Here is a 13,408-nt window from a genome sequence, read left to right on the forward strand (position 1 = left end):
TTCATCGCTGGCAAAGCCCGCTCCCACAGGATCTTTATCAACCTGCAGATTGCAGGCAAACATTGAACCTTGTGGGGGCCAGCCTTGCTGGCGATGAGGCCCCTCAGGCCTGCGCAAGTTTGCCCGCGCCCCCCTCACTGTCTGCCAGCATCCCTTCCCTCATCCTCTGCGCATCGCGGCTAAAGCACCGCGAGGCCAGCAGCAGGAACACCAGCGTCAGCATCAACGCCACCGGTATCAGGTACATTGCCCCATGCAGGCCTTCAGCCTTGAATGCCTCGCTCATCTGCACCTGCCCCGCCGCCTGCATCGCCGCCACGGCAAAATGGTCCGACAGCGCACCGACCACCACCGGCCCCAGGCCGCCGCCCAGCAGATAAAGCCCGGCAAAGAACAACGCCATCGCCGTCGCTCGCAGACGCGGCTGCACCACATCCTGAATCGCGGTGTAGACGCAGGTATAGAAGTTGTAGGCAAACAACCAGCCGACGCCGAACACAGCCACGAACACACCGATCTCGATCCGCCCGGCATGCAGCGCCCAGGCGGTGGCCAGGGTTGCAATCAGCATGCTCAAGGCGCCAAACAATAAGCGCCCATTGGCAAAGCGCTGGTGCAGCTTGTCGGCAATCCAGCCGCCAAGGGTCAAGCCCACCAAGCCGGTCAAGCCGACGATCACCCCGGTGGCCACCGCTGCCTGCTGCAGCGACAACAGGAAGTAACGCTGCAACATCGGCACCATGAACGAGTTGCACGCGTAGGTGGCGAAATTGAAGGTCAGGCCGGCCAGCACCAACCAGCAGAAGGTCGGCACACTCAGGACCCGGCGCAACGGCCGGTCCAGCGGCGCCTGGGAAATCGCCACCGGCTCCGCCGCCCCGCGCGCCGGTTCGCGAATCATGAACATGAACAGCGCCAGCAACAGCCCTGGCACCGCCGCGATGAAGAACGGCGCCCGCCAGCTGTCGAACGCCTGGACCATGGCGCCGATGCTAAAGAACGCCAGCAACAACCCCAACGGCAGCCCGAGCATGAAGATGCCCATGGCCCGCGCCCGTCGTTCAGCGGGGAACAGGTCGCCAATCAGCGAGTTGGCAGCTGGCGCATAACTGGCTTCACCAATGCCCACACCCATGCGTACCAGCAAAAAACTCCAGAAACTGCCGACCATGCCGTTGACCGCCGTCAGCCCGCTCCAGGCCATCAGCCCCCAGCCCATCAACTTGCTGCGTGAGCCGTTGTCGGCCAAGCGCCCCAGCGGCAATCCGGCAATCGCATACACCAGGGTGAACGCCGTCCCGATCAAGCCGATCTGAAAATCGCTCAAATGCCATTCCAGGCGGATCGGCTCGATGATGATGGCGGGAATGGTGCGGTCGAAGAAGTTGAACAGGTTGGCCAGAAACAACAGAAACAGGATTCGCCAGGCGTTCGCCGCTTGAGTGGAGCTCTGCATCGATCAGTCCCTCGTTATTATTGTTCGGGGCTTTCCAGTACGCCGAGCTGAATCTAGAGGGCCCTCGACGATCTGTCTGCCATCATTGACCACGCTGATACCGGGTAATTGTAAGCATTTGCAGTTTTAGAACCCGGCGCTATTGCCTCAATGACCAAATCGTAGGAGTCAATGTGCCATTAATCAGGATGGACTAATGCCGAGTTCCTATACTCCTGCAGAACGGTCTCCGAGCTGGCTATTGGGGGACGAGTGCACACTCGACTAAGAGGGATGCTATGGAGTGGCTGGGGCTAGAAATGCTCGCCGAACTTCCGGCAACCGGAAAGATCCTTCTCGATTGCAGGCATAACCCCTACCTGGTGCTGCTTGCATTCCTGATCGCCTGTGCCGGCAGCTTTGCCACCCTCGACATGGCCGAGCGCCTGAGCCACGTTGAGTTGCCCGCGGCTCAGCGGCGGTGGCGCCTGCTCGGTGCCTGCTGCCTGGCCGGCGGCATCTGGGCCATGCACTTCGTCAGCCTGCTGGCCCTGCAAACACCACTGGAAGTGCACTATGACGTCGCCCTGACCGGCGCTTCGCTGCTGATCATGCTGCTGGCCGGCTGGATGGCCATGAATACCCTGGGCCGCCAGGAGCTGCTGCCGCGCCATTACCTGCAAGCGGCGGTGTGCTTCGGCCTGGGGATTATCGCCATGCATTACGCCGGCATGGCGGCTATGCGCTCCAGCGCCCAGCAGTTCTATCGTCCCGACCTGTTTGCCGCTTCCGTTGCCGCGGCCATCGCCACCAGCCTCGCGGCACTGCTGTTCGCCCGCTATTTGCGCAATGGCAGCGGCAGCCTCTATCAATTGATGAAGTACGGCGCCAGCGTGCTGATGGCTGCAGGCATTGTCGGCACCCATTTATTGGGGATGGCGGCATTGACCCTGGTGATCGCCCCCGATACCCCGCTGTCGCTGCCAGTCAGCGACAATAGCCTGCAACTGAGCCTGACCATTGCCTTCATTACCTTGCTGATCAGCGCCAGCAGCATCAGCGCCGCACTGTCGGACAAGAAGCTGCAAAGCAAGGAACACGACCTGCGCCGGGTCAACGTGCTGCTCAGCCAGCTCGACCAGGCCCGAGTCTCCCTGCAGCAGGCCGCCCATTACGATGCCCTGACCAACCTGGTCAACCGTCGTGGCTTCAATCAGGTATTCGCCGAGCGCCTGGCCGAACAAACGGCCAATGACGGCATGCTGGCGGTGATGTTTCTCGACATCGACCATTTCAAGCGCATCAATGACAGCCTCGGCCACGACGCTGGCGACGAGTTGCTCAAGGTGATTGCCGCGCATATCAAGATTGCCACCCGCAGCCAGGACGTGGTCGCCCGGTTTGGTGGCGATGAGTTCTGCATCCTTACTGCCCTGCACAGCCGCGACGAAGCCCGGCACCTGGCCCAGCGCATCATGCAGAAGATGAAGGAACCGATCGACCTGGCCGGGCGGCGCATGGTGATGACCACCAGCATCGGTATCAGTGTGTTCCCCGACGACGGCCGTACCTGCGAAGAGCTGCTGAAAAACGCCGACCTGGCCCTGTACCAATCCAAGGGCTGCGGGCGCAACAACCTGAACTTCTTCAATAGCAACCTGAAAACCCGCGCCACCCTCGAACTGCAACTGGAAGAGGAACTGCGTATTGCCCTGCTGGAAGAGCATGGCCTGCGCATTCACTATCAGCCGATTTTCGACCTGCATAGCGGTCAGGTTGCCAAGCTCGAAGCGCTGGTGCGCTGGCAACATCCACAGCACGGCCTGCTCAGCCCGGACCGTTTTATCGGTATTGCCGAAGCCAATGGCCTGATCGCCGAACTTGATCTGTGGGTGCTGCGCCATGCCTGCGCGGACCTGGCTCAGCTCATCCGCCACGGGTATGACGGGCTCAAGGTGACAGTCAACTGCTCGGCCTTGACCCTGGCCCGTGAAGAGCTGGGCCGTGAAATCGAGGATGCCCTGCGCCAGGCCGGGATCTCGGCGCGCCAGCTGGAACTGGAAGTCACCGAAAACGCGCTGATGGGCAACATTCACAACACCATCGCCCTGCTCAAGGGCATTCGCGCCCAGGGCGTATCGCTGTCAATCGATGACTTTGGCACTGGCTACTCGTCACTGGCCTACCTCAAGCGCCTGCCGCTGGACACGCTGAAGATCGATCGCTCGTTCATCCAGGAAGTGCCACGTTGCCGACCGGACATGGAAATCGTCCAGGCAATCATCGTCATGGCTCACACCCTGCACCTGCAGGTGATCACCGAAGGCGTCGAAAGCGTCGAGCAGTACCAGTTCCTCGCCCAGCAAGGCTGCGACTTCGTCCAGGGTTACCTGCTCAGCCGGCCAGTGCCGCTGGGCGAACTACGGCCGATCCTTGGCGAGCTCAACCAGCGCCATCAGCAGAGGCAGAGCAGCTTCAATCCTTATGCCGGTACAGATCAATCAGCGTCGCCGGATCTTTTTGCAGATAGCCCTGACTACCATGCAAGCGCATCAATTGGGCGGCCAGGCCGCTGATCGGCGTCGCCGAAGCCTGTTCGCGGGAGAATTTCACCGCACTATCGAGGTCCTTGAGCAAGGTGCGCACGTGCCACTTGACCGGCTCGAAGCGGCTTTCGGCCATTTGCGGGGCGAGTATCTGCAGCGGCTTTGAATCAGCAAAACCACCGGCCAGCGCTTCGGCGATCAGGCTGGCATCGACTCCCGATTGCTCGGCCAGCGCCACCACCTCGGCAATCACCAGCGCGTTGCAGGCAACGATCATCTGGTTGCAAGCCTTGGTCACCTGCCCTGCCCCTACCGGCCCCATGTGCGTGACACGCTGACCGAGGGTCAGCAGCACCGGGCGTACCCGCTCAAGGTCTGGCGCCGCGCCACCGGCCATGATCGCCAGGGTGCCGGCTTCGGCGCCCGGGGTGCCGCCGGAAACCGGAGTATCGAGCCAGCTCATACCGGTCTTCGCTGCCAGCTCGCGGGCCATCTCGCAGGTGGCTGTCGGTTCGAGGCTGGAGAAATCCACCAGCAACTGGCCGGCCTTGCCGCCCTCGACGATGCCCTGTTCGCCAAACACCACCTCGCGCACCACCGCCGTGTCGGCCAGGCACAGCATCAACACATCGGCGTGCTGGCACAGCTCGGCCGGGGTCGCCACCTGGCGGGCACCGGCCTTCACCAGTTCGGCGCATTTGTCCGCTGAGCGGTTCCACACCGTCAGCGGATAACCCGCCGCCAACAGCCGCCGACACATCGGCAAGCCCATCAGACCGATACCGGCAAACCCCAACGAAGGACGTGCAGTGCTCATGTACAGCTCCAGACAGATTAAAGAAGTTGACTGATCGGACGATTCAGTTTGCAGGCGTGGCAAGGAAAACTCCTACAAAGGCCTAGGGTTAACCCCTATCGCTCACGCCAAATGCGCACTGATACAGTCGCGAACCTCATCCAGTGATGGCTCTATGCTACCTACTAGAACAGCCACCCACCCCCAGGCAAATGGCGCAAAATGACCTCCAAGACTACTTCTGCCAACGCGGTTTCCGAGCTGACTTCATCCACTCCCGCGTACAGCGCTCCCGGCTCGAGTTACTACAGCCCGCGGGCGCTTAACCCGCAGCAGTACCTGTATTTCACCGAAACCGATATCCAGCGCATCCTCGACAACCTCGACGGCCTGCGCGATCTGGTGTTCCCGCCCAGCGTGCACGTCGAAGACGACGCCCAGTTGCGCCTGGACCAGCAGTTCCCTTCGGTGTGCCTGATTGGCCTGGGCCGCTGTGGCTCGAACATCGCCCTGGATGTCGCAGAACTTGTATACAACGCCAGGACCTTCTACCTCAACGAATTCAACAACGAAGACCGCGCGGGCAACGAACCGAACTACAGCCCGGCACGCTGGATTCGCAACAACCTGCGCCTGGTGCAGAACAAGGGCACCAAACCGGTATTCCTGGTAGAGCCATTGGTCATGCTCGGTGACCTGGACAAGGACATCGCCGGGCGCATCCGCTTCTCGCGCAAGGGCGAGAAGAGCGGCTTTATCCGCGATTACAGCAAGATGAAGATCATGGACCTCTCGGAAGTCCATGCCGGGGGTGCCGGTAACGCGCCGATTCTCGGCCAGTACCTGGCCAAGATCATCCTCAACAAGGAAACCCACCGTTTTTCCAGCGCCGACTGGAAGCTGATCCACTCGTACCTGATCGACTCCTGCGGGATCAAGGCCAACCAGTCGCGTTTGTACTTCTACATCTTCAGCGCCGGCGGTGGTACCGGCTCGGGGATGGCATCGGAGTTCGGCCTGGCCCAGCAATACTCGTACATGAACAAGACCTTCGATACCAAGCCGGCCGACGAGAACGACGGCAAGAGCGGCCATTCGTTTGTCTTCGAGCCGATCTTCACCAGCGGCATCTGCGTGCTGCCGAACATTTCCGATCACCGCAGTGAAATGTCCGAAGCCCTGCACATCAACGCTGGCCGGCTGCTGTGTAAGTACCTGTCAGAGGAATGGGATTTCTCTTACAACTTCGACAATGAAGACAGCAGCGAAGCCAGCGTCATGGGCCGTATCCGCCCGTGGAACGCCATGATGCTGATCTCCAACGACATCATGCGTTACGCCGAAGAGAACGATGACGGCAACATCCAGAACATCGACGTCAATGCCATGGAGAAGCACGCCAACCAGTACATCTCCCAGCAGATCTTCAACATCCTCACCGCCCAGGCGGTGACCACCGACTACGACCAGAACTACTTCCGTCGCGCCGGCATCGACATTGGCGAAACCATCCGCCTGGATGCCAACGACCTGTTCATGAGCCTGGCCGGCCCCGTGGCCATCGCCTATGCCGAATCGGTGGTACCGGAACAGCCGTCGCCAAGTTCGGACAAATTCAAAGTGTTCGAGAAAGAACAGCCACGGTTGAACATCGACGACCTGTTCTTCCGCTCCATCGACCTGCCGCACTTCAACAAAGTGACCCAGGCGATCGAAGGCATCAGCCTGTTGCCGATCGAGTCCCGGCGCTACCGCGCCGCCCTCGAGCAGTACCAGGCCTCCGGCTATGACGCGGCAGCGCTGCACGACCTGCACTTCTTCAAGAACTGTTCGTCGGTGGTGTCGATCGTGTCGCTGCCCAAGGACTACAAGCTGTCGTACATGGACCTGAACCGGCTCAAGACGCACCTCAACAGCCTGTTCCCCAACACCACGCTCAAGCGCTACGCGCTGGTCATCGGCGCCTCGGCCAACCTCTCGCTGACCACTCTGATCGCCAAGAGCCCGTGCCTGTCGGACGACTTCCTGACCCTGATCGTGGCCTTCATCAAGCGTTGCTTCGCGCGTAATCCGTACCGTTTCGACGACACCCTGGACAACGCCATCCTCGAGTTCATCACCAGCGAGGCCTTCGACGAAGACCGCATCGACGACCTGCTCAACGAGTTCGAAAACCCGGCGAAGATTCTCGATACCAACTGGTATGCGATCAAACCGATGTACGAGAAGAAGTACCGCGAGCTGATCAACGACAAGAGCAAGTTCGTCTCGATCAATGACATCCGGCTGTCACGCGAATGCGTGAAGAAAGCGGTGAAGTACCTGCGGGAGATTTACCGTCACCGTATCGGCAAGACCCGGGTGATCTCGTTGAACAGCCACACCGGCAAAGTGGATTACTGATTGAAAGCATCGCGGGGCAAGCCCGCTCCTACATTTGTAGGAGCGGGCTTGCCCCGCGATCAGACTGTTACCGCACTCTCTCGGCACACTCAACTGTTACCAACAGCCACCCCGGCTGAACAGTCCCGAGCACCAAAACCTTCTCGCTGTGCATTTTCACGCACCATTTTGGCGCGCGATCAGCCGTTGGTCTTTTCCTGAATCACGATAAACGGCGAAACCACCACTGCCCAGATCTCTGGATCGCGGCTCTGAAGGTCTAGCGCCTGCTCTGTAGTGACCGCGCCGACAGTGCCAGCATTACGCCATGCAGCAAAGGTTTCGCTACGGTTTTCGGCCATTGCCTGCGCAACTTCGATCAGGTCCAGGCTCGGGTCGACCCAAATCAGGTCACCCTTGGCCCAAAAACGCTCCAGCGCTTTCCACTCGATTGTTGCTGTCTCGCCGAGCAATTTGGCATAGAGGGTGCTTGGTTGATCAGTCATGGGTTCCTACCAGAAATAATTCGACCGCAATAAAGGTCGGTATTTTTGCAGAAAAACCCAGTTTCAAAATAAGTAATTGATCGACAAGGTGGTAAATGCCCGGACTCGGCCAGTGAAACAGGCAAAGCAGTGGCGCGTTTATGTAACTTTCTGTCGATTAGGCGACACCCCTGGTTTTTGCCCCAGCGGGCCTGCTTTTCAAGCGACAAAGCAGCGCTCTACACTGTACCGGTACAGTTGCCAGGGCCAATCCGGGGGTTATCCGGGTCCGTGACGAGGCGTGGCCTCCCACGGAACCTGATCCGGTCCTCAAGCTCTGGCCGCCAGGACTATAAAAATTACAACAGAATGAGTGGAGCACTATGAGTAAGGCTACTAAGCAGATTTCCAAGCTGTTTGCCGCAATGGTTCTGGCCGGGGTTGCCAGCCATTCGTTTGCAGCCGATACCATCAAGATCGGCATCGCCGGCCCGAAAACCGGTCCGGTCACTCAGTACGGCGACATGCAGTTCGTTGGCGCCAAACAAGCCATCAAGGACATCAACGCCAAGGGCGGCGTCGACGGCAAGATGCTTGAAGCCAAGGAATACGACGACGCGTGCGACCCTAAACAGGCCGTGGCAGTCGCCAACAAAGTGGTCAACGATGGCGTCAAGTTCGTGATCGGCCACCTGTGCTCCAGCTCCACCCAACCCGCTTCCGACATTTACGAAGACGAAGGCGTGATCATGATTACCCCGGCTGCCACCAGCCCGGAAATCACCGCTCGCGGCTACAAGCTGGTCTTCCGCACCATCGGCCTGGACAGCGCCCAGGGCCCTGCCGCTGGCAACTACATCGCCGACCACGTCAAGCCGAAAGTGGTTGCCGTGCTGCACGACAAGCAGCAATACGGTGAAGGCATCGCCACCGCGGTCAAGCAGACCCTGGAAGGCAAAGGCACCAAGGTTGCCGTGTTCGAAGGCCTGAACGCCGGTGACAAGGACTTCTCCTCGATCATCCAGAAGCTCAAGCAAGCCAACGTCGACTTCGTCTACTACGGCGGCTACCACCCAGAGCTGGGCCTGATCCTGCGCCAAGCCCAGGAAAAAGGCCTGAAAGCCAAGTTCATGGGCCCGGAAGGTGTCGGTAACGACTCCATCTCGCAAATCGCCCAGAACGCCTCCGAAGGCCTGCTGGTCACCCTGCCCAAGTCCTTCGACGCCGACCCTGCGAACAAGGCCATCGTTGACGCCATCAAGGCCGACGGCAAAGACCCTAGCGGCCCGTTCGTGTTCCCGGCCTACTCGGCTGTCACGCTGATCGCCGAAGGCATCAAGGCCGCCAAGTCCGAAGACTCCGACAAGGTGGCTGCGGCCATCCACGCCGGTACCTTCAAGACCCCGACCGGCGACCTGTCGTACGACGCCAAGGGCGACCTGAAAGACTTCAAATTCGTGGTCTACGAATGGCATTTCGGCAAACCTAAAACCGAAGTTTCTCCTCAGTAATCCCGTCTGACTATATGACTACAAGCCCACTGTGCGAGCAGTGGGCTTTGTTTTACGAGGTTCATGGGCCTGATTCCCGCGATCCGGGAGCAGGTTCACCTGAAAATCTTAAAACCGTCACCAGCGGTTCGCTGGCAGTTGCCTGTGCCGAAGTGGCCAAGACCACAAGACCGGGCCGGGGCATCCCCACCAGTGAAATGCGTATCAGGTTTTTAGGAGCGCTGTAATGCCTGAGATCTATCACTTCTTCCAACAGCTGGTTAATGGTCTGACCATTGGCAGCACCTATGCCTTGATAGCCATTGGCTACACAATGGTTTACGGCATCATTGGAATGATCAACTTCGCCCATGGCGAGGTCTATATGATCGGTTCCTACGTGGCCTTCATCGCCCTTGCCGGGCTTGCCATGATGGGTATCGATTCACTGCCGCTGCTGATGACCGCCGCGTTCATCGCGACGATCGTCGTTACCAGTGCCTATGGCTACAGTATCGAACGGGTCGCCTACCGTCCGTTGCGTAACAGCAACCGGTTGATCCCGCTGATTTCTGCCATCGGCATGTCGATTTTCCTGCAAAACACCGTATTGCTATCCCAGGACTCCAAGGACAAGTCCATCCCCAACCTGATCCCTGGGAGTATCTCCTTCGGCCCGGGCGGCGCAGAGGAAGTGCTGATCTCCTACATGCAGATCCTGGTTTTCATCGTCACCCTGGTGGCCATGACCGGTTTGACCCTGTTCATCTCCCGCTCGCGTCTGGGCCGGGCCTGCCGGGCCTGTGCCGAAGACATCAAGATGGCCAACCTGTTGGGTATCAATACCAACAACATCATCGCCCTGACCTTCGTCATCGGTGCCGCCCTGGCGGCGGTGGCGGCCGTGCTGCTGAGCATGCAGTACGGGGTGATCAACCCCAACGCCGGTTTCCTGGTGGGCCTGAAGGCCTTTACCGCGGCGGTATTGGGCGGCATCGGCAGCATTCCGGGCGCCATGCTCGGCGGGCTGGTGCTGGGGGTGGCTGAAGCCTTTGGCGCCGATATCTTCGGTGACCAGTACAAGGACGTTGTGGCGTTCGGCCTTTTGGTTCTGGTGCTGTTGTTCCGTCCGACCGGCATTCTCGGCCGTCCGGAGGTTGAAAAAGTATGAACAGACATCTCAAATCGGCGTTTTTCAGCGCCTTGCTGGTCTGGGCCGTGGCCTTCCCGGTACTTGGCCTGAAACTCAGCATTGTCGGCATCAACCTGGAAGTGCACGGCCAAGGGCCACTGACCCTGTCGATCATCGCCGCCTGCTCGGTGCTGATGTTCCTGCGCGTGCTGTTCGACAAGCAGTGGAGCGGCCTGATGAAGTCAGCGCCCAAGGGCTCGCTGGTATCGCCCAAGGTCAGCCACTTCCTGACCCTGCCGCGGACCCAGCGCTACATCATCCTCGGCCTGATCGCCGTGGCCCTGGTGTGGCCGTTCTTCGGCTCGCGCGGCGCGGTCGACATCGCCACCCTGATCCTGATCTACGTGTTGCTGGGCCTGGGCCTGAACATCGTGGTCGGCCTGGCTGGCCTGCTTGACCTGGGTTATGTCGGCTTCTACGCCGTCGGCGCCTACAGCTACGCCCTGCTGTCGCACTACTACGGCCTGAGCTTCTGGATCTGCCTGCCGATCGCCGGCCTGATGTCGGCGACCTTCGGCTTCCTGCTCGGTTTCCCGGTGTTGCGCTTGCGCGGTGACTACCTGGCCATCGTGACCCTGGGCTTCGGTGAGATCATCCGCCTGTTCCTGCGTAACCTCACCGGCCTGACCGGTGGTCCCAACGGGATCAGCAACATCGAGAAACCGACCTTCTTCGGCCTGACCTTCGAACGCAAGGCCGCCGAGGGCATGCAGACCTTCCACGAGTTCTTCGGCCTGCAGTACAACTCGATCAACAAGGTGATCTTCCTCTACCTGGTGGCACTGCTGCTGGCGTTGCTGGCGCTGTTCGTGATCAACCGGCTGCTGCGCATGCCGATCGGTCGCGCCTGGGAAGCCCTGCGTGAAGACGAGATCGCCTGCCGCGCACTGGGCCTGAACCCTACCGTGATCAAGCTCTCGGCGTTCACCCTGGGTGCCTGCTTCGCCGGGTTCGCCGGCAGCTTCTTCGCCGCCCGCCAGGGCCTGGTGACACCGGAGTCGTTCACCTTCATCGAGTCGGCCATCATCCTGGCCATCGTCGTGCTCGGCGGCATGGGCTCGCAACTGGGCGTGATCCTCGCGGCCGTTGTGATGATCCTGCTGCCGGAACTGATGCGTGACTTCAGCGAATACCGCATGTTGATGTTCGGTGCGCTGATGGTGTTGATGATGATCTGGCGTCCGCAAGGCCTGCTGCCTATGCAACGTCCACATATGGAGCTGCGTCGATGAGCCGCGAAATTCTGCAAGTCAGCGGCCTGAGCATGCGCTTCGGCGGCTTGTTGGCGGTCAATGGCGTGGCCCTGACCGTCAAGGAAAAACAGGTGGTGGCGTTGATCGGCCCGAACGGCGCCGGCAAGACCACGGTGTTCAACTGCCTGACCGGTTTCTACAAGCCGAGCGCCGGCAGCATCCTGCTCGACGGCCAGCCGATCCAGGGCCTGGCCGGCCATCAGATCGCCCGCAAGGGCGTGGTGCGGACTTTCCAGAACGTGCGTCTGTTCAAAGAGATGACCGCCCTGGAAAACCTGCTGATCGCCCAGCACCGGCACCTGAACACCAACTTCTTCGCCGGCCTGCTCAAGACCCCGTCCTTCCGCCGCAGTGAGCTCGAAGCAAAAGAGTACGCACGGTACTGGCTGGAGAAGGTCAACCTGCTCGAGTTCGCCAACCGCCCCGCCGGCACGCTTGCCTACGGCCAGCAACGGCGCCTGGAAATCGCCCGCTGCATGATGACCCGTCCACGGATCATCATGCTCGACGAACCGGCGGCCGGCCTCAACCCGAAAGAGACCGAAGACCTCAAGGCCCTGATCACCGTGCTGCGCGAAGAGCACAACGTCACCGTGCTGCTGATCGAGCACGACATGAAGCTGGTCATGAGCATCTCCGACCACATCGTGGTGATCAACCAGGGCACGCCCCTGGCCGACGGTACGCCGGAACAGATCCGCGACAACCCTGAAGTGATCAAAGCCTACCTGGGGGAAGCGTAAATGCTGCAGTTCGAAAACGTTTCCACCTTCTACGGCAAGATCCAGGCACTGCACAGCGTCAACGTCGAGATCCGCCAGGGCGAGATCGTCACCCTGATCGGCGCCAACGGCGCCGGCAAGTCGACCCTGCTGATGACCCTCTGCGGCTCGCCGCAGGCCCAAAGCGGCAGCATCCGCTACCTGGGTGAAGAACTGGTCGGCCAGCCGTCCTCGCACATCATGCGCAAAAGCATCGCCGTGGTCCCTGAGGGCCGCCGGGTGTTCGCCCGCCTGACCGTGGAGGAGAACCTGGCCATGGGCGGCTTCTTCACCAGCAAGGGCGATTACCAGGAGCAGATGGACAAGGTCCTGCAACTGTTCCCGCGCCTGAAGGAGCGCTTCAGCCAGCGTGGCGGCACCATGTCCGGCGGCGAACAGCAGATGCTCGCCATCGGCCGTGCGCTGATGAGCAAGCCCAAGCTGCTGTTGCTTGACGAGCCGTCACTGGGCCTGGCGCCGATCATCATCCAGCAGATCTTCGACATCATCGAGCAACTGCGCCGCGATGGCGTCACGGTGTTCCTGGTCGAACAAAACGCCAACCAGGCGCTGAAAGTCGCTGACCGTGCCTATGTGCTGGAAAACGGCCGGGTAGTGATGGAAGGTACCGGTGAAGCGCTGCTGACCGATCCTAAGGTTCGTGACGCCTACCTGGGCGGTTGATACCCACGGTTGCATGCAACATCAGGAAAAAGGCCTTCGGGCCTTTTTTCTTGCCCGCTGTAACGCCTCCCGGGCAAGGGACTCTAGTGCTGCAGGTGAGCCAGAACCACTGGCTCTTACCTCCTCTTACTACTGGAGCCTCATCATGAACAAGACCCTCAGCGCCGCCGCACTCATCCTCTCCCTGGGCTCGGCCCTGGCCTTCCTGCCTGCGGTACAGGCTGCCGACGACATGAAAATGAGCAAGGAAGCGAGCATGGACAAGGACATGAAAATGGACAAGAAAATGGCCGACGACAAGATGATGGACATGAGCAAGGACAAGAAGATGGAAAAGGACGACAAGATGATGAAAAAAGAAATGAACGACGACAAGATGTAACC

11 protein-coding genes are annotated in these 13,408 nt (G+C 60.1%); 8 read left to right on the top strand and 3 right to left on the bottom strand.

Going from position 1 to position 13,408, the window contains the following annotated elements; genetic code table 11:
• Nucleotides 1-103: 103 nt before the first annotated feature.
• Nucleotides 104-1,456 carry a spinster family MFS transporter gene (locus KHO53_RS04240; protein WP_036996626.1) on the bottom strand — a complete coding sequence of 451 codons (1,353 nt, stop codon included), beginning with the start codon at nt 1,454-1,456 and terminating at the stop codon, nt 104-106.
• Nucleotides 1,457-1,734: 278 nt separating this feature from the next.
• Between KHO53_RS04240 and KHO53_RS04245 the strand changes: the two genes are divergently transcribed.
• Entirely contained in the window at nt 1,735-4,011 is a 2,277-nt protein-coding gene (locus KHO53_RS04245; RefSeq protein WP_010221096.1) for a putative bifunctional diguanylate cyclase/phosphodiesterase, read from the top strand.
• Here KHO53_RS04245 and KHO53_RS04250 read toward each other — a convergent pair.
• Nucleotides 3,911-4,798 (bottom strand): NAD(P)-dependent oxidoreductase, encoded by an 888-nt coding sequence (locus KHO53_RS04250; protein ID WP_213570023.1) that lies wholly within the window; start codon nt 4,796-4,798, stop codon nt 3,911-3,913. The two genes, KHO53_RS04245 and KHO53_RS04250, sit on opposite strands and share 101 nt — an antisense overlap.
• Nucleotides 4,799-4,999: 201 nt before the next feature.
• Here KHO53_RS04250 and KHO53_RS04255 point away from each other — a divergent pair, with 201 nt between their 5' ends.
• Nucleotides 5,000-7,180, top strand: a complete 2,181-nt coding sequence (locus tag KHO53_RS04255; RefSeq protein WP_010221094.1) for a hypothetical protein — start codon at nt 5,000-5,002, stop codon at nt 7,178-7,180.
• Between the two features lie 179 nt (nt 7,181-7,359).
• Here KHO53_RS04255 and KHO53_RS04260 read toward each other — a convergent pair whose 3' ends face one another.
• The gene (locus tag KHO53_RS04260; RefSeq protein WP_010221093.1) at nt 7,360-7,665 is read right to left on the bottom strand and encodes a DUF2288 domain-containing protein; all 306 of its coding nucleotides are present in this window, start codon (nt 7,663-7,665) and stop codon (nt 7,360-7,362) included.
• A gap of 362 nt (nt 7,666-8,027) precedes the next feature.
• Between KHO53_RS04260 and KHO53_RS04265 the strand changes: the two genes are divergently transcribed.
• From KHO53_RS04265 to KHO53_RS04290, 6 genes are all read left to right on the top strand, one after another.
• Nucleotides 8,028-9,155 carry a branched-chain amino acid ABC transporter substrate-binding protein gene (locus KHO53_RS04265; RefSeq protein ID WP_010221092.1) on the top strand — a complete coding sequence of 376 codons (1,128 nt, stop codon included), beginning with the start codon at nt 8,028-8,030 and terminating at the stop codon, nt 9,153-9,155.
• Between the two features lie 226 nt (nt 9,156-9,381).
• Nucleotides 9,382-10,305, top strand: a complete 924-nt coding sequence (gene livH / locus KHO53_RS04270; protein ID WP_010221091.1) for a high-affinity branched-chain amino acid ABC transporter permease LivH — start codon at nt 9,382-9,384, stop codon at nt 10,303-10,305.
• Nucleotides 10,302-11,558, top strand: coding sequence for a high-affinity branched-chain amino acid ABC transporter permease LivM (locus KHO53_RS04275; protein WP_036996628.1), 1,257 nt, complete (start codon nt 10,302-10,304; stop codon nt 11,556-11,558). Before livH ends, KHO53_RS04275 begins: the two co-directional genes overlap by 4 nt.
• Complete coding sequence (gene livG / locus KHO53_RS04280) at nt 11,555-12,322, top strand: high-affinity branched-chain amino acid ABC transporter ATP-binding protein LivG (protein WP_115085666.1); 768 nt, start codon at nt 11,555-11,557, stop codon at nt 12,320-12,322. The genes KHO53_RS04275 and livG overlap by 4 nt, the downstream gene beginning before the upstream one ends.
• Nucleotides 12,323-13,024 (top strand): ABC transporter ATP-binding protein, encoded by a 702-nt coding sequence (locus KHO53_RS04285; RefSeq protein WP_213570024.1) that lies wholly within the window; start codon nt 12,323-12,325, stop codon nt 13,022-13,024.
• Nucleotides 13,025-13,169: 145 nt separating this feature from the next.
• A complete protein-coding gene (locus KHO53_RS04290; protein ID WP_115085664.1) occupies nt 13,170-13,406 on the top strand; it encodes a hypothetical protein in 237 nt (78 codons plus the stop codon).
• The last annotated feature ends 2 nt before the right edge of the window (nt 13,407-13,408 follow it).

Origin of the sequence: Pseudomonas sp. RC2C2, assembly GCF_018390435.1 — a bacterium.
Lineage (GTDB): Bacteria > Pseudomonadota > Gammaproteobacteria > Pseudomonadales > Pseudomonadaceae > Aquipseudomonas > Aquipseudomonas donghuensis.

Coding starts and splice junctions, on each gene's coding strand:
- KHO53_RS04285 (WP_213570024.1), top strand. CDS start 12,323: ATGCTGCAGTTCGAAAACGTTTCCACCTTCTACGGCAAGATCCAGGCA.
- livG (WP_115085666.1), top strand. CDS start 11,555: ATGAGCCGCGAAATTCTGCAAGTCAGCGGCCTGAGCATGCGCTTCGGC.
- KHO53_RS04260 (WP_010221093.1), bottom strand. CDS start 7,665: ATGACTGATCAACCAAGCACCCTCTATGCCAAATTGCTCGGCGAGACA.
- KHO53_RS04290 (WP_115085664.1), top strand. CDS start 13,170: ATGAACAAGACCCTCAGCGCCGCCGCACTCATCCTCTCCCTGGGCTCG.
- livH (WP_010221091.1), top strand. CDS start 9,382: ATGCCTGAGATCTATCACTTCTTCCAACAGCTGGTTAATGGTCTGACC.
- KHO53_RS04275 (WP_036996628.1), top strand. CDS start 10,302: ATGAACAGACATCTCAAATCGGCGTTTTTCAGCGCCTTGCTGGTCTGG.
- KHO53_RS04265 (WP_010221092.1), top strand. CDS start 8,028: ATGAGTAAGGCTACTAAGCAGATTTCCAAGCTGTTTGCCGCAATGGTT.
- KHO53_RS04255 (WP_010221094.1), top strand. CDS start 5,000: ATGACCTCCAAGACTACTTCTGCCAACGCGGTTTCCGAGCTGACTTCA.
- KHO53_RS04240 (WP_036996626.1), bottom strand. CDS start 1,456: ATGCAGAGCTCCACTCAAGCGGCGAACGCCTGGCGAATCCTGTTTCTG.
- KHO53_RS04245 (WP_010221096.1), top strand. CDS start 1,735: ATGGAGTGGCTGGGGCTAGAAATGCTCGCCGAACTTCCGGCAACCGGA.
- KHO53_RS04250 (WP_213570023.1), bottom strand. CDS start 4,798: ATGAGCACTGCACGTCCTTCGTTGGGGTTTGCCGGTATCGGTCTGATG.